The sequence below is a fragment of the Bacillus sp. FSL R5-0512 genome (genome assembly GCF_038593295.1).
GTDB lineage: Bacteria > Bacillota > Bacilli > Bacillales > Bacillaceae > Bacillus > Bacillus safensis.
In genome coordinates, this window is record NZ_CP151982.1 from 21,980 (window position 1) to 45,146 (window position 23,167).

The window sequence follows — 23,167 nt, forward strand, 5'->3', positions numbered from 1 at the left end:
ATCCATCCTTGAGCGAAATGCTGAAACAAGAGAAGTAAGCATTTACGGTGATACCGTTACAGAGGAAAGAGGAAAGCATGCCTTTGCATGTTTTCAATCAGGGTGGCAACGCGAGAGCTCTCGTCCCTTTCATGGGATGAGGGCTCTTTTTATTTTTCGATAAAAAAAGGAGTGTTACACATGCTGGATATTAAACAACTGCGCACGGACTTTGATCAAATCAAAGAAAAATTAGCACACCGAGGCGAAGATTTAGCGGATTTTGATAAGTTTGGTGAGCTAGATCAAAAAAGAAGAGAATTAATCGGGAAAACAGAAGAATTAAAGAGCCGAAGAAATGAAGTATCACAGCAAGTGGCCGTTCTAAAAAGAGAAAAGAAAGACGCCGATCACATTATTCAAGAAATGCGTGAGGTAGGAGATGAGATCAAGAAGCTGGATGATGAGCTAAGAACAGTAGAAGAAAGCCTGCAGCACATCCTGTTCTCAATTCCAAATATCCCCCATGACTCTGTACCAGTTGGTGAAACAGAAGACGACAACGTGGAAGTGAGAAAATGGGGCGAACAGCCAGCCTTCTCATTTGAACCAAAACCACATTGGGACGTAGCTGATGAGCTAAAAATCCTTGATTTTGAACGTGCAGGAAAAGTGACAGGAAGCCGTTTCGTTTTTTATAAAGGGCTTGGCGCCCGCTTAGAGCGCGCATTGTATAACTTTATGCTTGATTTACATGTGGATGAGTTTGGTTTTACTGAAGTGCTTCCACCTTATATGGTCAACAGAGCAAGCATGACAGGAACTGGGCAGCTTCCAAAGTTCGAAGAGGATGCCTTTAAAATACGTGAAGAAGATTACTTCCTCATTCCAACAGCTGAAGTGCCAATTACGAACATGCATCGTGACGAAATTCTCGAAGGTGAACAGCTGCCAATCAACTATGCAGCATTCAGTGCTTGCTTTAGATCAGAAGCAGGATCTGCCGGAAGAGATACACGCGGACTCATCCGTCAGCATCAATTTAACAAGGTAGAGCTTGTTAAATTTGTCAGACCAGAAGATTCTTATGAAGAATTAGAGAAACTAACAAATCAAGCAGAAAAAGTTCTTCAGCTATTGAACCTGCCATACCGTGTCTTGAGCATGTGTACGGGAGATTTAGGATTCACAGCTGCGAAGAAATACGATATCGAAGTGTGGATTCCGAGCCAGAATACGTACCGTGAAATTTCTTCTTGCAGTAACTTCGAAGCATTCCAAGCAAGACGTGCAAACATTCGTTTCCGTCCAGAACCTAAAGCGAAGCCAGAACATGTCCACACATTAAATGGATCTGGATTAGCGGTAGGAAGAACCGTAGCGGCTATTTTAGAAAACTATCAACAAGAGGACGGCACAGTAATCATTCCTGAAGTACTGCGTCCTTATATGGGAAATAAAGAAGTGATGAAATAAGATGCCGTCAAGGCATCTTTTTCTTTTTACCAAAAGTCCTACAGTTTTCCTGAATTTAGCCGATAAAAAAATTAAAAGCTTCTAGGAAAGAAGGAATAACCGTGAATAGGCTTGACTATTATGTTGAAATGGCTCATTTACTTAGAAAGGTACTAGATGAAAGTATTCTTTTCGGCATCACAGATACAGAGAAGATACTTTGTTATTACCCGTCTAACACAATAGATTTTGGTATGAAAGTTGGAGACCCATTGAACCCAGAAGACCAAAATGTGGCGACGACATTAAGAGGACAAGAATATGACGGTCATTTACCAGAGCATTTATATGGTTATGAAATTGCTGTAAAAGGTTACCCGATTTTTGATGAAGAAAGAAAAGTAATCGGCTCTTTTTTAGTGGCATTTTCACATCATCGCGAAAAGAAATTAAGCGGTTATATGGAGCAAATCAATAAAGTAGCGAAAGAACTCCAAGGTGGAATTGAGCAAATTGCTGCACATTCACAAGAACTGGCTGCCACAAGTTTAGAAATAAGCGAACAGGCAGGAAGAGCGGAAGAGAAATCTGCGAATATTGAAGAAGTCGTCAAAACCATTGGCGGAATTGCTAGACAAACAAATCTGCTTGGTTTAAATGCTGCAATTGAAGCCGCAAGAGCAGGTGAGAACGGAAAAGGGTTTGCTGTCGTTGCTGATGAAGTTCGCAAATTATCAGATGGCTCGAAGGAAGCGGCTGAAACCATTAATACATTTTTAAAAGAAATCCAAGACAGCATTGGCACTTTGTCTGAAAACATCTCACAAATCAGCAGCTCAACAAATGAACAAGCCAAACAAGTGACAGACTTTACGAAGATTATCGAGTCATTAAATGAGTTTAAAGTAGAGATGAATCAGTTTATTGAAGAAATTAGACAGGATACGAAATAGATCAAGAGCAGCCGTCAATGGCTGCTTTTTTATAGGCAAACATCATGCAAAAATCACATATTGAAATTTTTTTACGAAAAGGTGTTGACTTCAAATAAAATGATATGGTATATTAATTCTTGTCGATACGGAGGAATACCCAAGTCCGGCTGAAGGGATCGGTCTTGAAAACCGACAGGGGTGTCAAAGCCCGCGGGGGTTCGAATCCCTCTTCCTCCGCCATATTGATTTTTTACCTTAGTTGAATTGAACGCAAGCATAAAAATTGGAAATTGTCAAACCGCTGCATTTCGCGAATGCAGCGGTTTTTTTTATTTTGTTTTATTGCGATTTTTTTGAATAACAGAAGCTATTTCATGAAGAATGGGATCAAGTGAGCTTTCATCATGAAGTAAGTCGTAATCTTCAATATTAATTTTAATCACTGGGCATAAATCAAATTGTTCGATCCATTCCGTGTATCGAGTGTACATTTCTTCCCAATAAGCCCGGTCAGTTTGAGTTTCCATCTCTCTGCCGCGTTCTTCAATACGATGTAAAATATGATCTAAATCTCCGTGTAGATAGATGAGGACATCAGGGTGAGGGAAGTAAGGTGTCATCACCATCGCCTCAAATAGGCTTGTATACGTTTCATAATCGACCTCAGACATCGTACCTTTGTCCGCATGCATTTTTGCAAAAATGCCAGTGTCCTCATAAATGGAACGATCTTGTACATATCCTCCGCCAGATTCAAAAATCCGCTTTTGTTCCTTAAAACGCTCAGCTAGGAAATAGACCTGTAAGTGGAAGCTCCATCTTTGGAAATCTGAATAAAAAGGCTCTAAATATGGGTTATCATCTACTTTTTCAAGAGAGGTTTGAAACCCTAGCTTGTCCGCTATTGTTTTGGTCATAGTTGATTTGCCGACACCAACAGTCCCAGCAATTGTGATGACTGCGTCCTTTGGTATTTTGATATTGTTCATAGCACTTGCTCCTTTATGTTCTGTACAATTTGCTGGTAATCTTGCTGTGAGGAAACGAAGTCTGTATGATCTCCTTCAATTGTAATGATGGGAAGCCCTGGCTCAGTCTGTTTTAAATGTTCAATGGCCAGCTCGTAATCTTCAATGAGTGTTTTTAAATAAGCTGGGTCAATGTCTTCTTCAAAAGAGCGTCCTCTCATCTGTATTCTTTCAAGTAAGGTGGGAAGGCTGGCTTTTATATAGATCATGGCATTTGGTTTAGGAAGATCATCTGTTAGCAGGTGATAGATCTTTCTGTATTTATCCATGTGCTTTTTTGATAATGTTCTTTCTGCAAATATCATATTTTTATAGACGTGATAATCAGTGACAACCGGCTGCTGTTTATTCACATAGTTTTCTTCAATTGATTCTAACTGTTTGAACCGATTGCATAAAAAGAACATCTCAAGCTGAAAGCTCCATTGTTCCATATCTTCATAAAATTTATCTAAGAATGGATTTTCTTCTACAATCTCTTTTACTAAAGGAAATTGAAATTCCTTCGCAAGCATTGTAGCCAAAGTTGTTTTTCCGGCTCCAATTGGGCCTTCCACTGCAATAAAAGGGGCAGGATACATAGGCGTTCTCCTCTATCTATAAAGTTAAAGTTGTCAAACCAATGTATATTGTACCATACCCCTTCTAATTGATAGAGTGAATGGATTACGATGTCGTTCTTTTTTCAATATTAAATTGATCTGATAATAAGAGCCAATTTTGTGGGAAAGATAGACCTAATTTCCAATAAGCAATGCCGTTCAATTTTAGCTCTTTGATGAGATTGAATTTTGCTTGAATCGATCTAGCGTCTTCGAACCAGACCTCATGCTCTTTGTTGTTGGCATCTGTATAACGAAAATGGGGTGCTTGTGCTGTTTCGTCGTATAAGATAGAGACATTGTGCTCTCTAGCAAGTGCAATTGCTTGTTGAGGACTGACGGCTTTGGCGATGGGGCCGCCCTGGACGAAAGGAAGTGTCCAATCATAGCCGTATAAATTCTGCCCCATTACAATTTTATTGGCCGGTATGACAGTTAGTGCATATTCAATGACTTGGCGGACAGGTCCAATTGGAGAGACAGCTTGTGGAGGGCCGCCGCTGTACCCCCATTCATAGGTCATCAGCACAACATGATCGACGATCTTACCGATCGCTTCATAGTCATGGGCTTCATACCATTTGCCCTTTTGCTGACTACTTGTTTTTGGTGCAAGTGCAACAGATATTGTCCATCTTTCTTGATGGAAACGGGCTGTTGCTTCTCTTAAAAATTGAATATAAGCATCTTTATCAACAGGGCGTAAATATTCAAAATCAAAATGGATTTCTTTGAATTGATACTTTTTGGCAACACGAACAATTTCATCTAAAAATGCCGTTTTGACAGATTGGTTAGTTAAAAGAATACGCCCAAGTTCATCACTGAATTTTTCATTCTCTAGATTTGTCACCACCATGGTTAATACAGTTCTGTTCTGAGCGGCAATCTGGGGTAGTTGGTCTAACGGCGGTTCTCGCAGTGTCCCATCTCTTTGTGCTTGAAAACTAAAGATGTCTAAATGGGTTAAGTATGGGGAGGCCTCTCTAGCTGCCTGCTTTAAGTTTTCACTGACTTGATTTCCCCGTGGTTCAATATAAGCATTGGAATTAATGTTCCTTTTCGGTCTTTGTGGAATATAGAGCAAGAAACGAACAGGCAGTATTGCTTCAGGCCGAATTCTGTTCACGCGTGCCAATTCTTCCACTGAGATTTGAAACCGTCTACCAATTTGATATAGTGTGTCATTTTGTTTGACCTCATAAAATTGACCTCTAATTGGAATGACAATTGTTTGTCCAATGACGAGTTGATTTGGTGTTTCGATTTCGTTAGTACGGATGATTTCATTGACTGTCGTTTTAAAACGCATAGCAATGTCGTTTAAAGTATCTCCTCTTTTGACAACATAAATTTGAATAGTCAACGCCCCCTTTGTTATTGCTAACAATTTATGAGGGTTATGGCTAAATCATGTTTGATTTTCATTCGTGATTTCCTTAGCGGTAGTGATTTTGGCTAGAAGAACGTTCTCCATCATCGTTAAAGCGTAGTCGTTATCTCTGTCGTCGTTTGAAGCGATACAATCTTTAGGTACAATTAGATTGTATTCTCGCATGTATGCGTCATTTGCAGTGAACAAAACGCAAATGTTTCCGGCAATTCCAGTTAGAATAATGTCCTCAACACCTAATTCATTTAAGAGTGTCTCTAGTGCAGTACCGTAGAAGGCAGAATGCTTAGGTTTAATCAAGAAGTAATTATCTTTAGATGGTGTCATTTTCTCTAAAATAGGAGCGCTCCTTTCGTTTTTGCATGTTTCCAGAACAGCTTGGATATCAGCCTTCCAAAGTCCGTAGTGATCGTTGATATAAATGATTGGCCAATTTTCCTTGAAAGCATGTTGTTTAAGAGCTAAAATTTTATTGGTCATTTGCTCTGTTTTTTCTGCAAGCACATGTCCCATTTCAAAATCAAAATCATTAATCATGTCGATAATAAGCAGCGCCTTTTGGTGCTTTGACAAAATAAGACCCCCTTTAAAAGATTGTGATAATATGTTAACCTCAATTTCCTTTTAAAAAACATGAAAAGAGAGCCGTGCTATGACGAAAGATGAACAGTTTATGCAAGAAGCCATTTCTGAAGCCTTAAAAGCAGAACAAATAGGGGAAGTGCCGATTGGTGCGATCATTGTTGTTGATGATCAAATTGTGAGCCGGGCTCATAATTTAAGGGAAAGTGAGCAGCGTTCGATTGCACATGCAGAATTACTTGCTATTGATGAAGCATGTAAAGCGACAGGGAGCTGGCGTTTAGAAGATGCTGTGCTTTACGTTACGCTTGAGCCATGCCCAATGTGTGCGGGTGCTATTGTTCTCTCTAGAGTGAAAAAGGTCGTTTTTGGTGCATACGATCCAAAAGGTGGATGCGCAGGTACTTTAATGAATTTACTGGATGATGAACGGTTCAATCATCAGTCTGAGGTCATCGGTGGTGTACTTGAAAATCAGTGTGGTGAGCTGTTAAGTCAGTTCTTCCGAAATCTCCGTCAGCGAAAGAAACAAGCCAAAAGTAAATGAATGGATGCCGTTTGCAATTTGAGCTATAAGAAGGTATACTTATGTCTGCGTCACTAACAATTTAATATTCATTTTGCCGTGCTAAGCGGGGAGGTAGCGGTGCCCTGTACTCGCAATCCGCTCTAGCGAGGCCGAATCCCTTCTCGAGGTTCGTTTACTTCAAGGTCTGCCTTAAATAAGTGGTGTTGACGTCTGGGTCCTGCGCAATGGGAATTCATGAACCATGTCAGGTCCGGAAGGAAGCAGCATTAAGTGAAACCTCTCATGTGCCGCAGGGTTGCCTGGGCCGAGCTAACTGTTTAAGTAACGCTTGGGGTAGCGAATCGACAGAAGGTGCACGGTAAATCAATATTAAATGTAACTCATCTAGTTTAACTAGGTGAGTTTTTTGTTGCTGTTCAAAGAATAGCTGAATTGCTTTGGTTATACAAATAGATAAAAAGTCTTTTTGGTTCCATTTGTTTGTTTCACTAATCGCAATAAGAACTGGTGTTCTATTTGGGGTTTCGGGTCTTTTTACAAAGCTAGAAAATACGTTTTTAATGCATGGAAAGTAGAAAATCTATAGTTGAAATCATCTTTTTGGCATATTAGAAAATAAAGGTGTGCTTTTGAATTGATCGGTGCATCATGTATAATGAAAAAGATGATAAATGGAGGAGGGCGTATTTGTGAGTTATCAAGCTTTATATCGAGTGTTCAGACCTCAAGTTTTTGAGGATGTTGTTGGACAAGAACACATCACAAAAACGTTGCAAAATGCCCTTTTGCAGAAAAAGTTTTCTCATGCTTACTTATTTTCAGGTCCTAGAGGAACAGGTAAAACAAGTGCTGCCAAAATCTTTGCTAAGGCAGTGAACTGTGAAAAGTCACCTGTTAGTGAGCCGTGTAATGCATGTGATGCCTGTAAAGGGATTACAAACGGTTCAATTTCAGACGTGATTGAAATAGATGCTGCCTCGAATAACGGGGTAGATGAAATCCGTGATATACGTGATAAAGTGAAATTTGCTCCTTCGGCGGTTACGTATAAGGTTTATATTATAGATGAAGTACATATGCTCTCTATCGGTGCATTTAATGCCCTCCTTAAAACGCTGGAAGAACCGCCTGCTCATTGTATCTTTATTTTGGCTACCACAGAGCCCCATAAGATTCCTCTTACCATCATATCTCGTTGTCAGCGATTTGATTTCAAACGAATCACGACTAAAGATATTGTTGGAAGAATGGAGAAAATTGTAGATGCAGAAGGCCTTAACGTACAGGAGGGTTCGCTCGAGATTATTGCTAGTGCAGCTGATGGCGGTATGCGTGATGCACTAAGTCTCTTGGATCAAGCGATTTCATTTAGTGGTGAACAATTGACAATTGATGATGCGCTGCTCATTACAGGTGCTGTATCTCAGCATTTCATTAGTCAGCTTGCTGAAGCAATTTTTGATCAAAATATTGCGACAGCGTTAGATACATTAAATGAGTTGCTCCAGCAGGGGAAAGATGCTGCTAAATTAATAGAGGATATGATTTTTTACTTTAGAGATATGCTGCTTTATAAAACGGCACCAGATCTCGAGGGGGTCCTTGAAAAGGTAAAGGTCGACGAAAGTTTCGTGGCGCTGTCAGATCGTGTGACACCTCAATTTCTGTATGAAACCATTGAAGTCCTGAATAAAAGCCACCAAGAAATGAAATGGACAAATCATCCAAGGATTTTCTTTGAGGTAGCTGTTGTAAAGCTGTGTCAGTCAACAGCAGGATTGACACAAGGTCATGCTGACGCTGATTTAACGGCGCTAACAGATAAAATAAACAGGCTGGAACAGGAACTATCAAGGCTAAGAGCCGAAGGTGTACCAATGTCTCCATCTCATAGTCCTCAAGAAAAAAAGGAAGCGCCTCGACCACAAACAAGTAACAAAAATGGCTATCGTGCTCCTGTCGGCCGAATTCATGAGATTCTAAAAGAAGCGAAACGGCCTGAGTTAGAAAAAATTAAAGGCAAATGGGGAGAGCTCCTTGCCCAGTTGAAACAGCAGAATAAGGTGTCTCACGCTGCGTTATTAACGGACAGTGAGCCAGTTGCGGCTGCTTCGCATGCCTTTGTTTTAAAATTCAAATTTGAAATACATTGTAAAATGGTTGCTGAAGATAAAAGTGGTGTTCGGACCAATCTTGAACAACTGCTAGAGTCTATGTTAGGAAAAAGAGTGGAATTAGTTGGCGTTCCTGACGCTCAATGGGGTAAAATAAGAGAAGAATTTTTAAGAGATCATCAGCCGGATGAACAAGCAGATGGTCAGGAAACTTCTTCTGAAGAGGATCCATTGATTGCGGAAGCAAAGAAATTAGTAGGAACCGATTTAATTGAAATTAAAGATTAATAAAAATGAAAGAGAGTGGTGTTCATATGCGCGGTGGAATGGGAAATATGCAAAAAATGATGAAACAAATGCAAAAAATGCAAAAGGATATGGCGAAGGCTCAAGAAGAGCTTGCAGAAAAAGTCCTTGAAGGTACAGCTGGTGGCGGTATGGTCACTGTAAAAGTAAATGGACAAAAAGAAGTCGTTGATGTAGCAATTAATGAAGAAGTTGTTGATCCAGAAGATATCGATATGCTTCAAGATCTTGTACTTGCTGCGACAAACGATGCATTGAAAAAAGTCGATGAGCTAACGAATGAAACGATGGGTCAATTCACAAAAGGAATGAACATGCCAGGTTTATTCTAGGAGGAATAACTGAAGATGCAATATCCTGAACCAATATCAAAGCTGATTGACAGCTTTATGAAATTGCCAGGAATCGGACCGAAAACTGCGGTCCGTCTGGCTTTTTTTGTTCTTAGTATGCAAGAAGATGTCGTACTAGATTTTGCGAAGGCGCTTGTAAATGCAAAGCGTAATTTAACTTATTGTTCGGTATGCGGTCATATCACAGACCAAGATCCTTGCTATATTTGTGAAGATACAAGAAGAGATCAATCTGTTATCTGTGTAGTGCAGGATCCAAAAGATGTAATCGCAATGGAAAAAATGAAAGAATACAACGGCTTATATCATGTGCTTCATGGTGCCATTTCGCCAATGGACGGAATTGGCCCAGAGGATATTAAAATTCCTGACCTATTAAAAAGATTGCAAGACGATCAAGTGACAGAGGTGATCCTTGCAACCAATCCAAACATTGAAGGAGAAGCAACAGCCATGTATATCTCCAGATTGTTAAAACCATCAGGAATTAAACTCTCTCGCATTGCTCACGGACTTCCAGTAGGCGGGGATTTAGAGTATGCGGATGAAGTTACACTGTCTAAGGCTCTAGAAGGCAGACGTGAGATGTAGGAAGGAGAAGTACGGTACATGGGTTTTCTTCGCAGAAAATCAATTCGAAAAGAATTCGATGAGAAATTAATTCAACAGCTTTTTAAGCAAAAGGAAGAATGGAACAGACAAAAAAAGCTTGTCGCAAATAGCGTTGAGCCTTCACCGGACATTCTATTCGAATTAAAGCTTGCTCAAGCGAAGTACTTTTTCTATCTGAGAGAAGCGAAAAAGAGGAATTTACGTTTAAACAACTGGAAATAGCAGGTCTATTATACATAGTCCTCTCATATGCTTGTACTATTCATATGAAGAGGAGATGAGAGGATTATGGAACCTGTTATTGTGATCGGGTCAATTTTGCTAGCTGTGCTATTGTTGTTTATGTCAGGTGTGCAGGCGAATCCATTCAAATGGTTAGGGCTTATCGGAGTGAAGTTTGTAGCAGGCGCTCTTTTTTTATTTTGCCTCAACCTATTTGGCGAGAGTCTAGGATTACATGTCTCTATTAACCCTGTAACGAGTGGAATTAGTGGTTTATTGGGTATTCCGGGCGTAGCAGCTTTAATCGTCATTGAAAAGTTTATTATTTAATGAAAAATATTGTTGACTTTGATTGGATAGGGTGGTAAATTAATATACGTCGCTGATGACGAAGAAACGAAAAAACATAATAACAAAAAAGTTGTTGACACTAACAACTTGGATGTGATAAGATGTTCTAGTCGCTTCTGAAGCGGTAAACAAGTTCTTTGAAAACTAAACAAGACAAAACGTACCTGTTAATTCGAGTTTTTATAAAAAAATCCTATGATACTTCATAGGTAGTCAGTCAAACTGGCGAGGCAGGAAATGATCACATGCTAAGTTCGCTACATCGTGTAGCAACGCATGTGTGATATGCATCCTGCATACCTCGGAGAGTTTGATCCTGGCTCAGGACGAACGCTGGCGGCGTGCCTAATACATGCAAGTCGAGCGGACAGAAGGGAGCTTGCTCCCGGATGTTAGCGGCGGACGGGTGAGTAACACGTGGGTAACCTGCCTGTAAGACTGGGATAACTCCGGGAAACCGGAGCTAATACCGGATAGTTCCTTGAACCGCATGGTTCAAGGATGAAAGACGGTTTCGGCTGTCACTTACAGATGGACCCGCGGCGCATTAGCTAGTTGGTGGGGTAATGGCTCACCAAGGCGACGATGCGTAGCCGACCTGAGAGGGTGATCGGCCACACTGGGACTGAGACACGGCCCAGACTCCTACGGGAGGCAGCAGTAGGGAATCTTCCGCAATGGACGAAAGTCTGACGGAGCAACGCCGCGTGAGTGATGAAGGTTTTCGGATCGTAAAGCTCTGTTGTTAGGGAAGAACAAGTGCGAGAGTAACTGCTCGCACCTTGACGGTACCTAACCAGAAAGCCACGGCTAACTACGTGCCAGCAGCCGCGGTAATACGTAGGTGGCAAGCGTTGTCCGGAATTATTGGGCGTAAAGGGCTCGCAGGCGGTTTCTTAAGTCTGATGTGAAAGCCCCCGGCTCAACCGGGGAGGGTCATTGGAAACTGGGAAACTTGAGTGCAGAAGAGGAGAGTGGAATTCCACGTGTAGCGGTGAAATGCGTAGAGATGTGGAGGAACACCAGTGGCGAAGGCGACTCTCTGGTCTGTAACTGACGCTGAGGAGCGAAAGCGTGGGGAGCGAACAGGATTAGATACCCTGGTAGTCCACGCCGTAAACGATGAGTGCTAAGTGTTAGGGGGTTTCCGCCCCTTAGTGCTGCAGCTAACGCATTAAGCACTCCGCCTGGGGAGTACGGTCGCAAGACTGAAACTCAAAGGAATTGACGGGGGCCCGCACAAGCGGTGGAGCATGTGGTTTAATTCGAAGCAACGCGAAGAACCTTACCAGGTCTTGACATCCTCTGACAACCCTAGAGATAGGGCTTTCCCTTCGGGGACAGAGTGACAGGTGGTGCATGGTTGTCGTCAGCTCGTGTCGTGAGATGTTGGGTTAAGTCCCGCAACGAGCGCAACCCTTGATCTTAGTTGCCAGCATTCAGTTGGGCACTCTAAGGTGACTGCCGGTGACAAACCGGAGGAAGGTGGGGATGACGTCAAATCATCATGCCCCTTATGACCTGGGCTACACACGTGCTACAATGGACAGAACAAAGGGCTGCAAGACCGCAAGGTTTAGCCAATCCCATAAATCTGTTCTCAGTTCGGATCGCAGTCTGCAACTCGACTGCGTGAAGCTGGAATCGCTAGTAATCGCGGATCAGCATGCCGCGGTGAATACGTTCCCGGGCCTTGTACACACCGCCCGTCACACCACGAGAGTTTGCAACACCCGAAGTCGGTGAGGTAACCTTTATGGAGCCAGCCGCCGAAGGTGGGGCAGATGATTGGGGTGAAGTCGTAACAAGGTAGCCGTATCGGAAGGTGCGGCTGGATCACCTCCTTTCTAAGGATATATGGAGCAGCGTACGTTTTCGTCTTGTTTAGTTTTGAAGGAACTTGCAAAAGATCCTACAACATCATATCTTCGATATGAAAGATGGGCCTGTAGCTCAGCTGGTTAGAGCGCACGCCTGATAAGCGTGAGGTCGGTGGTTCGAGTCCACTCAGGCCCACCATCTTCTATTAAATCGGGGCCTTAGCTCAGCTGGGAGAGCGCCTGCCTTGCACGCAGGAGGTCAGCGGTTCGATCCCGCTAGGCTCCACCAACGTGTTCTTTGAAAACTAGATAACAATAAGTAATACATTCACATTGAATGCAATGCAAAGTTCATCACACATAGTGATTCTTTCTAAAGTAAGAAATGGTTAAGTTAGAAAGGGCGCACGGTGGATGCCTTGGCACTAGGAGCCGATGAAGGACGGGACGAACACCGATATGCTTCGGGGAGCTGTAAGCAAGCTTTGATCCGGAGATTTCCGAATGGGGAAACCCACTGCTCGTAATGGAGTAGTATCCATACTTGAATACATAGAGTATGAGAAGGCATACCCGGGGAACTGAAACATCTAAGTACCCGGAGGAAGAGAAAGCAAATGCGATTCCCTGAGTAGCGGCGAGCGAAACGGGAACAGCCCAAACCAAGAGGCTTGCCTCTTGGGGTTGTAGGACACTCTATACGGAGTTACAAAGGAACGATATAAGCGAAGAGGTCTGGAAAGGCCCGCCAAAGAAGGTAACAGCCCTGTAACTGAAATGTTGTTCTCTCCAGAGTGGATCCTGAGTACGGCGGAACACGTGAAATTCCGTCGGAATCCGGGAGGACCATCTCCCAAGGCTAAATACTCCCTAGTGACCGATAGTGAACCAGTACCGTGAGGGAAAGGTGAAAAGCACCCCGGAAGGGGAGTGAAATAGATCCTGAAACCGTGTGCCTACAAGTAGTCAGAGCCCGTTAACGGGTGATGGCGTGCCTTTTGTAGAATGAACCGGCGAGTTACGATCCCGTGCAAGGTTAAGCAGAAGATGCGGAGCCGCAGCGAAAGCGAGTCTGAATAGGGCGCATGAGTACGTGGTCGTAGACCCGAAACCAGGTGATCTACCCATGTCCAGGGTGAAGTTCAGGTAACACTGAATGGAGGCCCGAACCCACGCACGTTGAAAAGTGCGGGGATGAGGTGTGGGTAGGGGTGAAATGCCAATCGAACCTGGAGATAGCTGGTTCTCTCCGAAATAGCTTTAGGGCTAGCCTCAAGGTAAGAGTCTCGGAGGTAGAGCACTGATTGGACTAGGGGCCCCTACCGGGTTACCGAATTCAGTCAAACTCCGAATGCCGATGACTTATCCTTGGGAGTCAGACTGCGAGTGATAAGATCCGTAGTCGAAAGGGAAACAGCCCAGACCGCCAGCTAAGGTCCCAAAGTATACGTTAAGTGGAAAAGGATGTGGAGTTGCTTAGACAACCAGGATGTTGGCTTAGAAGCAGCCACCATTTAAAGAGTGCGTAATAGCTCACTGGTCGAGTGACTCTGCGCCGAAAATGTACCGGGGCTAAACGTATCACCGAAGCTGCGGACTGTTCTTACGAACAGTGGTAGGAGAGCGTTCTAAGGGCTGTGAAGCCAGACCGGAAGGACTGGTGGAGCGCTTAGAAGTGAGAATGCCGGTATGAGTAGCGAAAGACGGGTGAGAATCCCGTCCACCGAATGCCTAAGGTTTCCTGAGGAAGGCTCGTCCGCTCAGGGTTAGTCGGGACCTAAGCCGAGGCCGAAAGGCGTAGGCGATGGACAACAGGTTGATATTCCTGTACCACCTCCTCACCATTTGAGCAATGGGGGGACGCAGGAGGATAGGGTAAGCGCGGTATTGGATATCCGCGTCCAAGCAGTTAGGCTGGGAAATAGGCAAATCCGTTTCCCGTAAAGGCTGAGCTGTGATGGCGAGCGAAATTTAGTAGCGAAGTTCCTGATTCCACACTGCCAAGAAAAGCCTCTAGCGAGGTGAGAGGTGCCCGTACCGCAAACCGACACAGGTAGGCGAGGAGAGAATCCTAAGGTGATCGAGAGAACTCTCGTTAAGGAACTCGGCAAAATGACCCCGTAACTTCGGGAGAAGGGGTGCTTCTTAGGGTGTTAAAGCCCCGAGAAGCCGCAGTGAATAGGCCCAGGCGACTGTTTAGCAAAAACACAGGTCTCTGCGAAGCCGTAAGGCGAAGTATAGGGGCTGACGCCTGCCCGGTGCTGGAAGGTTAAGAGGAGCGCTTAGCGTAAGCGAAGGTGCGAATTGAAGCCCCAGTAAACGGCGGCCGTAACTATAACGGTCCTAAGGTAGCGAAATTCCTTGTCGGGTAAGTTCCGACCCGCACGAAAGGCGCAACGATCTGGGCACTGTCTCAACGAGAGACTCGGTGAAATTATAGTACCTGTGAAGATGCAGGTTACCCGCGACAGGACGGAAAGACCCCGTGGAGCTTTACTGCAGCCTGATATTGAATGTTGGTACAGCTTGTACAGGATAGGTAGGAGCCTTGGAAACCGGAGCGCTAGCTTCGGTGGAGGCATCGGTGGGATACTACCCTGGCTGTATTGACCTTCTAACCCGCTGCCCTTATCGGGCAGGGAGACAGTGTCAGGTGGGCAGTTTGACTGGGGCGGTCGCCTCCTAAAATGTAACGGAGGCGCCCAAAGGTTCCCTCAGAATGGTTGGAAATCATTCGCAGAGTGTAAAGGCACAAGGGAGCTTGACTGCGAGACCTACAAGTCGAGCAGGGACGAAAGTCGGGCTTAGTGATCCGGTGGTTCCGCATGGAAGGGCCATCGCTCAACGGATAAAAGCTACCCCGGGGATAACAGGCTTATCTCCCCCAAGAGTCCACATCGACGGGGAGGTTTGGCACCTCGATGTCGGCTCATCGCATCCTGGGGCTGTAGTCGGTCCCAAGGGTTGGGCTGTTCGCCCATTAAAGCGGTACGCGAGCTGGGTTCAGAACGTCGTGAGACAGTTCGGTCCCTATCCGTCGCGGGCGCAGGAAATTTGAGAGGAGCTGTCCTTAGTACGAGAGGACCGGGATGGACGCACCGCTGGTGTACCAGTTGTTCTGCCAAGGGCATCGCTGGGTAGCTATGTGCGGACGGGATAAGTGCTGAAAGCATCTAAGCATGAAGCCCCCCTCAAGATGAGATTTCCCATTCCGCAAGGAAGTAAGATCCCTGAAAGATGATCAGGTTGATAGGTCTGAGGTGGAAGCGTGGTGACACGTGGAGCTGACAGATACTAATAGATCGAGGACTTAACCTATATTCTATTGTGAAGCATGAACATTGTTATCTAGTTTTGAGAGAACATTCTCTCCATCAGGTTTGGTGGCGATAGCGAAGAGGTCACACCCGTTCCCATACCGAACACGGAAGTTAAGCTCTTCAGCGCCGATGGTAGTTGGGGGTTTCCCCCTGTGAGAGTAGGACGCCGCCAAGCTTCTATTAGGATCAGTTCCAGTCGGAACTGGTCTTTTTTGTTTTTTAAGAAAAGGAACAAACACTCGATCTGACATGGATACATATACTAAACTACCATCTAAAACATTCTTAATTTTGTATACAATTGAAAGCGCTAGGGCATACTGAAGCTATAAGTGGAGGTGTCACAATGAGCAAAAAAGAGCGAGAAGCGATTTGTTTGATTTGTGAAGAGAAAAAAACAAAGGGAATTTATTTATATCATCAGTTTTTGTGCCGAGAATGTGAGAGAAAGTTAATTTCTACATCGACCTCGGATCCTAGCTATGCCGATTATGTTAGAAAGCTTAAAAATCTTCATACGCCGCCTTTGTATTCATAGACCATTAGATGGTCTTTTTTTATGAGCTATGGAGGATTATTGGGCCTGTTTTTTGGAACTTAGTTTGGACATCATCCGTAATTAATAATAAGATAAACAGAGAGCCTGATTATTCATAGGAGTCGATGAACATGAAATCAATCTTTTATACATTTATATGGGCCATCCTCTCTACTTTTTTTTCGCTTGTGATTTTAACCGTCAGTATTGGGGTTTTCCATCATCATGTTGGACTATCGATACTGTATGCGATGATGGGGTGGGGCGTGATGTTTGCAGGGAGCAGATGGTTTGCTTTCCAGTTGTTTTTAAAGAAACACGGACTGTCTCGTAGTGATTATGTATATATCAAACAGCATTTAAAAGAAGCAGGACAAAAGCTCGTACGTTTAAAGAAGGCTTTATTTGCTGTGAAGAACGTACAGACGATCAAACATAATTATGAAATTCTCCGACTTGCACGACGAATCTATACGATTACAAAAAAAGAGCCGACCCGATTTTATGATGCACAGCGTTTTTATTTCGAAAGCTTGGATTCTGTCGTTGAACTAACTGAAAAATATGCATTATTGTATAACCAGCCTGATCGCAGTCATGAGCTGGAAATGACACTGAGCCAAACTCGGGTGACGCTGACAGAGCTGCAAAAGCAATTGACGAATGATTTGCAGCAAGTATTAGGAAGAGACATAGAAGCCCTTCATATTGAGCTTGAAGTGGCAGATAAAATGATAAAGAAATAATGAAAGGAGTCAAACGCAATGAAACCAGAAGATCACATCCCAACATCATCTGCTGCCACTACAGATCTTCAGTTTCAAGTGTTTGATACCTTATCTGATGAGGAGAAACAAGAAGCCTTGCAGCGTGCTGAGCAAATCCCTGACAATCCGCAAAAGCTGCTTTTCTATGGTACACGTGTTCAGGAACGATTATTGGAACAATCACAACAAATGATGAAATATGTTGAGAAAAAAGATATCGATCAAATAGGAGACGTGCTTGAGGCCTTTTTGCACCAGCTGCATGTAGTAGAACCGGAGGACTTACTGCCAAAGAAGCAGGGCTTTTTTTCGAAGTTATTTCGGCGGGAGAAGCGTTCTACTCAGGAAATCATATCGCGTTTTCAACATGCAAAATCACAGATCGAGAGATTATCAGCAAGGCTTCGTTACGCAAAAGGCGGATTAATTTCCGATCACATGTTATTAGAGCGTTTATTTGAAGAAAATCAAACCTTTTTCCAAGAGATGACGCTGCAGGTTGCAGCAGTTGAAGCGAAAATAACAACTTTAGAGAAGCAGATCATATCAGAAACGGAGCAGACTGGTAATCGGACTATAGAGGAGCAATTGATGAGTCATGAAGTCAATGCAGAAGAATATATGGAGAGGTTGAAAGAACGGAAATATGATTTGCTGCTAAGCCGGCAAATTGCGTTGCAATGTAATGCCCAAATTCGAATGATCCAGCATACGAATCATACATTGGCCAATCACATTCAATCAACTGTTTCTGCATCTATTCCTCTATGGATCAACCAAATGTCGATTGCGTTAACGCATATTCAGCAGCGTGCCAATTCAGCTCTTGAGAATCGAATCAAAAAAACATATGAAAAGGTATCAAAGCAGCAGGGGGAGCTTCTTGAAGAGGCAGCTTTTGCACCTATAGATACGTTGAAAAAGGTTCAACGCCAATTAGCTGAAACCTTACAGGAAACGTTACAGGTGAAAGAGCATGGAAGCCAAGAGCGAGCCCAATTGAAAAACAGCATGTATGAGGCAGAACAGCAGCTGACGAATCACCAGCCAATTAAGGAATGAGAATCCATCTTTCGGTTCCCTTGTATGAACGTTATAATAGACATAAGATATTGTTAAAGTGAAAAGGGTCGATTTGTTTGAAAACTCCTTTATATACAGCATTAGCACAACATGCGGAAAAGAAACCTTATTCTTTCCACGTTCCAGGACATCACAATGGAGATGTCTTTTTTGATGAGGCACGGACTTATTATGACTCAATTCTTCAGCTGGATGTAACAGAGCTTGAAGGGTTAGATGATCTCCATCATCCAACTGGTGTGATTCAAGAGGCTGAACATTTATTGGCAAAGCTATATGGATCAGATCAAAGCTTTTTCCTTGTGAATGGGACAACTGTCGGAAATTTAGCGATGGTGATGGCAGCCTGTCGTGCGGGAGATGAGATTTTCGTCCAGCGAAATTGTCATAAGTCTGTTTACCATGCGATTGAGCTTGCAGGAGCCACGCCTATTATGGTAGAAGCTGAGGTAGATCCACACCTGTATGTTCCAACACATGTGACGGATGAAACAGTAAAAAAAGCCATAGCCAAACATCCTAATTGCCGGGCGATCGTTTTGACTTATCCGAACTACTACGGACATGCGGCTGATTTATCAAAGCTGATTGACATGTGCCACGAAGCAGGCATGATCGTTTTGGTTGATGAGGCACATGGTGCACATTTTGTATTAGGCGGCGCTTTTCCCCCATCTGCTCTTTCCTATGGAGCTGACGTGGTGGTACAATCAGCACATAAAACCCTTCCGGCCATGACGATGGGATCCTACCTTCATCTACAGGGGGAGCGAATGGATGCAAAACGTTTGAAAACATTCCTCACGATGCTTCAAAGCAGTTCTCCATCCTATCCAATTATGGCCTCATTAGATGTGGCAAGGGCCTATGTCGAGGAGATCAAGAAAAAAGGGATCTTGGATGGAATCATGAAAGAGCTGGCAGAGCTGAAAAATGAGTTCAATCGTATACCGCAGCTTGAAGTGATCGAGTCTGAATTGCTTTCTAACGATCCATTAAAATGTGTGATTCGATCAACAAAAGGGCTGACTGGTTATGAACTAAAACGAGTACTTGAATCAGTGGAGGTTCACCCAGAGCTTGCCGACGAACATCAGGTTTTACTTATCTTTGGTTTAGAACAGAAGAAGGATATTCCTTTTAAACAGATAGAGCAGGCCCTTAATCAAAGCGATTCATTGCTCAAGCTCAAAGGAAAAGATCATTTCCAAAGAGAGGCGCCGGCTAATGACAACGATGAGCATAGACAGGATATAGAAGCCGTCCCATTTGAACATGCAGCAGGACGGGTTAGTGCAGAATCGGTTATTCCATATCCACCGGGTATACCTTTGATCGTTAAAGGAGAGCGTATTGAAATCGATCAGATTGCGGCTTTAAGCCGTTTGCTTGGACATCAGGTTCATGTTCAAGCCAGTCAGGTGATTCATCAGAGAAAATTATATGTTTATATAGAAGAGGAGACACTATGAGCGGTATGTTTATTACGTTTGAAGGGCCAGAGGGTGCTGGAAAAACGACAGTGATTCGAAAAGTGTATGAAGAAATGGAACGCCAAGGATATGCAGTGATGGCGACACGTGAGCCTGGCGGCATTGACATTGCAGAGCAGATACGTGAAGTCATTTTAAATGAAAAAAACACCAAAATGGATGCGAAAACAGAAGCTTTGCTGTATGCAGCCGCAAGAAGGCAGCATTTGGCTGAGAAGGTAGAACCGGCATTACAGCGCGGGCAGACGGTTTTATGTGATCGTTTTGTTGATAGCTCCCTTGCTTATCAAGGCTATGCGAGAGGGCTTGGGATTGAAGAAGTAAAGTCAATTAACGACTTTGCTATCAATGGCACGATGCCGCAAATGACCATTTATTTTTCTATTACACCTGAGGAAGGGCTAAAGCGAATTGATGCCAACCAGGGAAGAGAAAAGAATCGATTAGACATGGAGACGCTGAATTTCCACCAGCTTGTCAGAGAAGGCTATGAACTGCTTATTGCACAATCGCCAGAACGATTCCGTGTAGTGGATGCGTCTCAGCCGATGCAGGCTGTCTATAAAGAAGTCCTTCAATTGATTCAGGACACATTAAAGCAAAATCAAATATGACCTAATTCCCAATCGTTGTTATAATATAGAGGAAGACATCGGCATGTCATCTGTGCCTAAAATAAAGGAGGCCAATCAAATGAAATTAATTGTTGCCGTTGTACAGGACCAAGATAGCAGCAAGTTGTTGAAAATATTGACTGAACATCATTTCGGCGTGACAAAATTAGCTTCAACTGGTGGGTTTTTAAAGTCTGGGAATACGACTTTTATTATTGGTTGTGATGATGTCCGAGTGGATAAAGCATTACAGCTTATAAAAGAAAATTGCCGTAAACGTGATCAAATGATCGCGCCTGTCTCCCCAATGGGTGGAAATGCAGATTCATACGTACCATACCCTGTTGAGGTTGAAGTTGGCGGAGCTACAGTTTTTATTCTGCCAGTTGAACAATTTCATCAATTTTAAGGATGGGTTGCTGTGAAAATTAATCAAGATATGCGGCTGCGTTTAGAAAAGCGTGAACTTCAAGCGATGAAAGGAAGCCAGACATCTGCCTCCTTTAAAGCTTCGATGGAGACGCAAAGCGGCAAACTGCGCTTAGAACAGCTGACGGTCATGCTGAGTGATATCGAAGTGTTCGGAAAAAAGCTCGCAAAGTCACGAAACCTAAAGGATTTGGCTAGGTTTAAAGGTCTGGTGAAGCGCTTTGTGAAAGAGACAGTCGATAATGGATTAAATATAGAAACATCAAGGAGCTTTGACATTTATGGCAATACACGTACACTTGCTTTAGTCAAAGCCTTAGATGAAAAGCTGATTGAATTAACCGAGGAAATGATGGATCAAGAAAAACCATCTATTGATTTGCTTGAACGTATTGGAGAAATAAAAGGTTTATTGATTAACCTTTACACATAGAGAGTGATAACATGGCAATTAGCTGGGATGACATGAATGATTTGCAGCCGCGCGTCATGCGGCTGATTTTTAATAGTATTGATAAAGACCGACTTACGCACGCCTACTTATTTGAAGGAAAAAAAGGAACCGGAAAACTGGATGCAGCGATGCTTTTGGCTAAAAGCTTTTTTTGCTTGGAATCAGGAGTGAAACCATGTGAATCCTGTCAAAACTGCAAAAGGATTGCATCAGGAAACCATCCCGATTTACATCTTGTGCAGCCTGATGGCCAATCAATTAAGAAGGCGCAAGTGCAGGCACTGCAAGAGGAATTTACAAAAGCCGGTGTAGAATCTCACCGGAAAATGTATATTATTCTTCATGCGGACAAAATGACGGTCAATGCCGCGAACAGTTTATTGAAGTTCCTAGAGGAGCCTAATCGGGAAACGATGGCGGTTTTAATCACTGAGCAATCGCATAAAATGCTGGATACGATTATTTCAAGATGTCAGATGCTCAGCTTTCAGCCGCTGCAGCCACAATCCTTGGAGCAGCAGCTTTTACAAGAAGGCGTATCTCAGCATCTCGCAAGGCTTTTGTCGAATTTAACCAATAATTTAGCAGAAGCACTCGAATTAAGTCGAAATGATCAGTTTGCAGAGTCTAGAGCGAAAGTGATAAAATTGTATGAAGTCTTACACCAGCGAAAAGAACATGCATTTTTTTATATACAGGATCAATGGATGCCTTTTTTCAAAGAGAAAGACCTTCAAGAAACAGGTCTGGATATGCTTTTATTTATATATCGTGATGTATTGTCGATTCAAATAGGAAATGAAGATAAAGTCATTTATCAAGACTTATTCCAGACAATGAAGCAGCATGCGCTGCATTCCACACAGCAGATGGTGACCAGCCAGATCCTTGCTGTATTAGAAGCGAAAAAGAGACTTCAATCCAACGTGAATGCCCAAGGGCTGATGGAGCAATTGGTGTTGATGTTGCAGGAGGGATAAGCTTGTACAACGTAATTGGTGTTCGCTTTAAAAAAGCGGGCAAAATCTATTATTTCGATCCTAATGGATTTCATATAGAAAATGATAGTTGTGTCATTGTAGAAACGGTCAGAGGGGTTGAGTACGGACAAGTGGTCATCGCCAACAAAAAAGTAGATGAACACGATGTGGTTCTCCCTCTGCGTAAAGTCATTCGTGTAGCAGACGAACGAGACCGGCTCATCGTTGAGGAAAACAAAGAAGCAGCGATGACAGCCTTTGATACATGTCTTCAGAAGGTAAGTGAACATGGGCTGGAAATGAAATTGGTTGATGTTGAATTTACATTTGACCGAAACAAGGTCATCTTCTACTTCACAGCAGATGGCAGAGTTGATTTCCGTGAGCTAGTGAAGGATCTTGCATCAATTTTCAAAACGAGAATTGAACTTCGCCAGATTGGCGTAAGAGACGAGGCAAAAATGCTTGGCGGCATTGGTCCTTGCGGGCGAATGCTTTGCTGTTCGACATTCTTAGGAGACTTTGAACCAGTGTCGATTAAGATGGCAAAGGATCAAAACCTGTCGTTAAATCCGACAAAAATTTCCGGACTATGCGGCCGTTTGATGTGCTGCTTGAAATATGAGAATGATGAGTATGAAACAGCGAAGGAACAATTACCGGATATCGGCGAAACGATTCAAACGTCTAATGGCCCTGCAAAGGTAGTAGGGCTCAATATTTTAGAACGAATTTTGCAAGTTGAATTAACCGGGCAAGAAAAAGTGATAGAATATACATGGGAAGAATTATTACAAGAAGGCGTTGTATCTGCACAAACAACTGAGTAACGAGGTGTGCCACCTTGGATAAAAAGGAACTATTTGATACGGTGATTAATTTAGAAGAACAAATCGGTTCTCTTTATCGCCAGTTAGGTGATTTGAAAAATCATATCGGTGAAGTGATTGAAGAAAATCATCAGCTGCAGATGGAGAATCAGCACTTGCGTGAACGTCTGGATCAGTCCGATCGAGACAAATCGTCTGAGGCAGAGAATGATTCTGCCCAGAAGCCAAGTCATTCTGATATAGGAGAAGGTCATGATAACCTGGCCCGGTTATATCAGGAGGGCTTCCATATTTGTAATGTACATTATGGAAGCATTCGTAAAGAGGGAGACTGTTTGTTCTGTCTGTCATTTTTAAATAAAAAATGAGAAAAGGCTT

General features: G+C 43.2%; 22 protein-coding genes, 3 tRNA genes, 3 rRNA genes, 1 other RNA gene and 1 other annotated feature (1 of these 30 only partly in view). Of the genes, 25 read left to right on the forward strand and 4 right to left on the reverse strand.

The features are described from left to right. Window positions 1-131 (forward strand) — a binding site (T-box leader); it begins 86 nt to the left of the window's first position. 49 nt (window positions 132-180) lie between these two features. From serS to NSQ25_RS00105, 3 genes are all read left to right on the forward strand, one after another. Then, the gene (gene serS, locus NSQ25_RS00095) at window positions 181-1,455 is read left to right on the forward strand and encodes a serine--tRNA ligase (RefSeq protein WP_326136800.1); all 1,275 of its coding nucleotides are present in this window, start codon (window positions 181-183) and stop codon (window positions 1,453-1,455) included. A gap of 101 nt (window positions 1,456-1,556) precedes the next feature. Then, entirely contained in the window at window positions 1,557-2,387 is an 831-nt protein-coding gene (locus NSQ25_RS00100) for a methyl-accepting chemotaxis protein (protein ID WP_326136798.1), read from the forward strand. A gap of 129 nt (window positions 2,388-2,516) precedes the next feature. Next, a tRNA-Ser gene (locus NSQ25_RS00105) sits at window positions 2,517-2,609 on the forward strand. Window positions 2,610-2,698: 89 nt separating this feature from the next. Here NSQ25_RS00105 and NSQ25_RS00110 read toward each other — a convergent pair. The 4 genes from NSQ25_RS00110 to NSQ25_RS00125 form a co-directional block, all read right to left on the reverse strand. Continuing rightward, a complete protein-coding gene (locus NSQ25_RS00110; RefSeq protein ID WP_034284267.1) occupies window positions 2,699-3,358 on the reverse strand; it encodes a deoxynucleoside kinase in 660 nt (219 codons plus the stop codon). Beyond that, window positions 3,355-3,978 (reverse strand): deoxynucleoside kinase, encoded by a 624-nt coding sequence (locus NSQ25_RS00115; protein WP_024425759.1) that lies wholly within the window; start codon window positions 3,976-3,978, stop codon window positions 3,355-3,357. Before NSQ25_RS00115 ends, NSQ25_RS00110 begins: the two co-directional genes overlap by 4 nt. 85 nt (window positions 3,979-4,063) lie before the next feature. Further along, window positions 4,064-5,365, reverse strand: a complete 1,302-nt coding sequence (locus NSQ25_RS00120) for a glycoside hydrolase family 18 protein (protein WP_046314483.1) — start codon at window positions 5,363-5,365, stop codon at window positions 4,064-4,066. Window positions 5,366-5,410: 45 nt separating this feature from the next. Then, window positions 5,411-5,965: an isochorismatase family cysteine hydrolase gene (locus tag NSQ25_RS00125; RefSeq protein WP_034284265.1), complete on the reverse strand. Its 555-nt coding sequence runs from the start codon at window positions 5,963-5,965 to the stop codon at window positions 5,411-5,413. Between the two features lie 79 nt (window positions 5,966-6,044). On the opposite strand from NSQ25_RS00125, the gene tadA reads away from it, so the two are divergent. The 22 genes from tadA to yabA all read left to right on the forward strand — a co-directional run bounded on the left by tadA (window position 6,045) and on the right by yabA (window position 23,157). Next, window positions 6,045-6,521, forward strand: a complete 477-nt coding sequence (gene tadA, locus NSQ25_RS00130; RefSeq protein WP_041106248.1) for a tRNA adenosine(34) deaminase TadA — start codon at window positions 6,045-6,047, stop codon at window positions 6,519-6,521. Between the two features lie 76 nt (window positions 6,522-6,597). Then, window positions 6,598-6,862: signal recognition particle sRNA large type (gene ffs / locus NSQ25_RS00135), an RNA gene on the forward strand. A 330-nt stretch (window positions 6,863-7,192) separates the two neighbouring features. Beyond that, window positions 7,193-8,905 carry a DNA polymerase III subunit gamma/tau gene (dnaX, locus tag NSQ25_RS00140; protein ID WP_046314485.1) on the forward strand — a complete coding sequence of 571 codons (1,713 nt, stop codon included), beginning with the start codon at window positions 7,193-7,195 and terminating at the stop codon, window positions 8,903-8,905. Between the two features lie 26 nt (window positions 8,906-8,931). Then, window positions 8,932-9,255 (forward strand): YbaB/EbfC family nucleoid-associated protein, encoded by a 324-nt coding sequence (locus NSQ25_RS00145; RefSeq protein WP_008342011.1) that lies wholly within the window; start codon window positions 8,932-8,934, stop codon window positions 9,253-9,255. A 15-nt stretch (window positions 9,256-9,270) separates the two neighbouring features. After that, window positions 9,271-9,867, forward strand: a complete 597-nt coding sequence (gene recR / locus NSQ25_RS00150) for a recombination protein RecR (protein WP_003218094.1) — start codon at window positions 9,271-9,273, stop codon at window positions 9,865-9,867. Between the two features lie 18 nt (window positions 9,868-9,885). Next, window positions 9,886-10,110: a YaaL family protein gene (locus tag NSQ25_RS00155; RefSeq protein ID WP_024425764.1), complete on the forward strand. Its 225-nt coding sequence runs from the start codon at window positions 9,886-9,888 to the stop codon at window positions 10,108-10,110. A gap of 66 nt (window positions 10,111-10,176) precedes the next feature. Further along, entirely contained in the window at window positions 10,177-10,440 is a 264-nt protein-coding gene (locus NSQ25_RS00160; RefSeq protein WP_034284261.1) for a pro-sigmaK processing inhibitor BofA family protein, read from the forward strand. A gap of 319 nt (window positions 10,441-10,759) precedes the next feature. Further along, window positions 10,760-12,308: ribosomal RNA gene (locus tag NSQ25_RS00165) — 16S ribosomal RNA — on the forward strand. Between the two features lie 95 nt (window positions 12,309-12,403). Then, a tRNA-Ile gene (locus tag NSQ25_RS00170) sits at window positions 12,404-12,480 on the forward strand. A gap of 14 nt (window positions 12,481-12,494) precedes the next feature. Next, window positions 12,495-12,570, forward strand: a tRNA-Ala gene (locus NSQ25_RS00175). Window positions 12,571-12,668: 98 nt separating this feature from the next. Continuing rightward, window positions 12,669-15,599 (forward strand): 23S ribosomal RNA (locus NSQ25_RS00180). A gap of 61 nt (window positions 15,600-15,660) precedes the next feature. Next, window positions 15,661-15,776: ribosomal RNA gene (gene rrf / locus NSQ25_RS00185) — 5S ribosomal RNA — on the forward strand. The 16S, 23S and 5S rRNA genes sit together here with 2 tRNA genes alongside, the layout of an rRNA operon. A 171-nt stretch (window positions 15,777-15,947) precedes the next feature. Next, a complete protein-coding gene (locus NSQ25_RS00190; RefSeq protein ID WP_024425620.1) occupies window positions 15,948-16,139 on the forward strand; it encodes a sigma factor G inhibitor Gin in 192 nt (63 codons plus the stop codon). Between the two features lie 131 nt (window positions 16,140-16,270). Beyond that, entirely contained in the window at window positions 16,271-16,885 is a 615-nt protein-coding gene (locus NSQ25_RS00195; RefSeq protein WP_217008958.1) for a 5-bromo-4-chloroindolyl phosphate hydrolysis family protein, read from the forward strand. An 18-nt stretch (window positions 16,886-16,903) separates the two neighbouring features. Continuing rightward, window positions 16,904-17,968, forward strand: a complete 1,065-nt coding sequence (locus tag NSQ25_RS00200) for a toxic anion resistance protein (protein WP_326136796.1) — start codon at window positions 16,904-16,906, stop codon at window positions 17,966-17,968. Window positions 17,969-18,045: 77 nt separating this feature from the next. Beyond that, a complete protein-coding gene (locus tag NSQ25_RS00205; protein ID WP_070326874.1) occupies window positions 18,046-19,461 on the forward strand; it encodes an aminotransferase class I/II-fold pyridoxal phosphate-dependent enzyme in 1,416 nt (471 codons plus the stop codon). Then, window positions 19,458-20,096, forward strand: a complete 639-nt coding sequence (tmk, locus tag NSQ25_RS00210) for a dTMP kinase (protein ID WP_034284135.1) — start codon at window positions 19,458-19,460, stop codon at window positions 20,094-20,096. Before NSQ25_RS00205 ends, tmk begins: the two co-directional genes overlap by 4 nt. Before the next feature lie 79 nt (window positions 20,097-20,175). Beyond that, complete coding sequence (locus tag NSQ25_RS00215) at window positions 20,176-20,505, forward strand: cyclic-di-AMP receptor (protein ID WP_024425625.1); 330 nt, start codon at window positions 20,176-20,178, stop codon at window positions 20,503-20,505. 12 nt (window positions 20,506-20,517) lie between these two features. Next, window positions 20,518-20,958 (forward strand): YaaR family protein, encoded by a 441-nt coding sequence (locus NSQ25_RS00220; RefSeq protein ID WP_024425626.1) that lies wholly within the window; start codon window positions 20,518-20,520, stop codon window positions 20,956-20,958. A gap of 11 nt (window positions 20,959-20,969) precedes the next feature. Next, window positions 20,970-21,959, forward strand: a complete 990-nt coding sequence (gene holB, locus NSQ25_RS00225) for a DNA polymerase III subunit delta' (protein WP_070326875.1) — start codon at window positions 20,970-20,972, stop codon at window positions 21,957-21,959. A 2-nt stretch (window positions 21,960-21,961) separates the two neighbouring features. Then, on the forward strand, window positions 21,962-22,789 hold the full coding sequence (locus NSQ25_RS00230) for a stage 0 sporulation family protein (protein ID WP_070326876.1): 828 nt from the start codon (window positions 21,962-21,964) through the stop codon (window positions 22,787-22,789). A gap of 14 nt (window positions 22,790-22,803) precedes the next feature. Next, entirely contained in the window at window positions 22,804-23,157 is a 354-nt protein-coding gene (yabA, locus tag NSQ25_RS00235) for a DNA replication initiation control protein YabA (RefSeq protein ID WP_024425629.1), read from the forward strand. Window positions 23,158-23,167 lie beyond the last annotated feature (10 nt).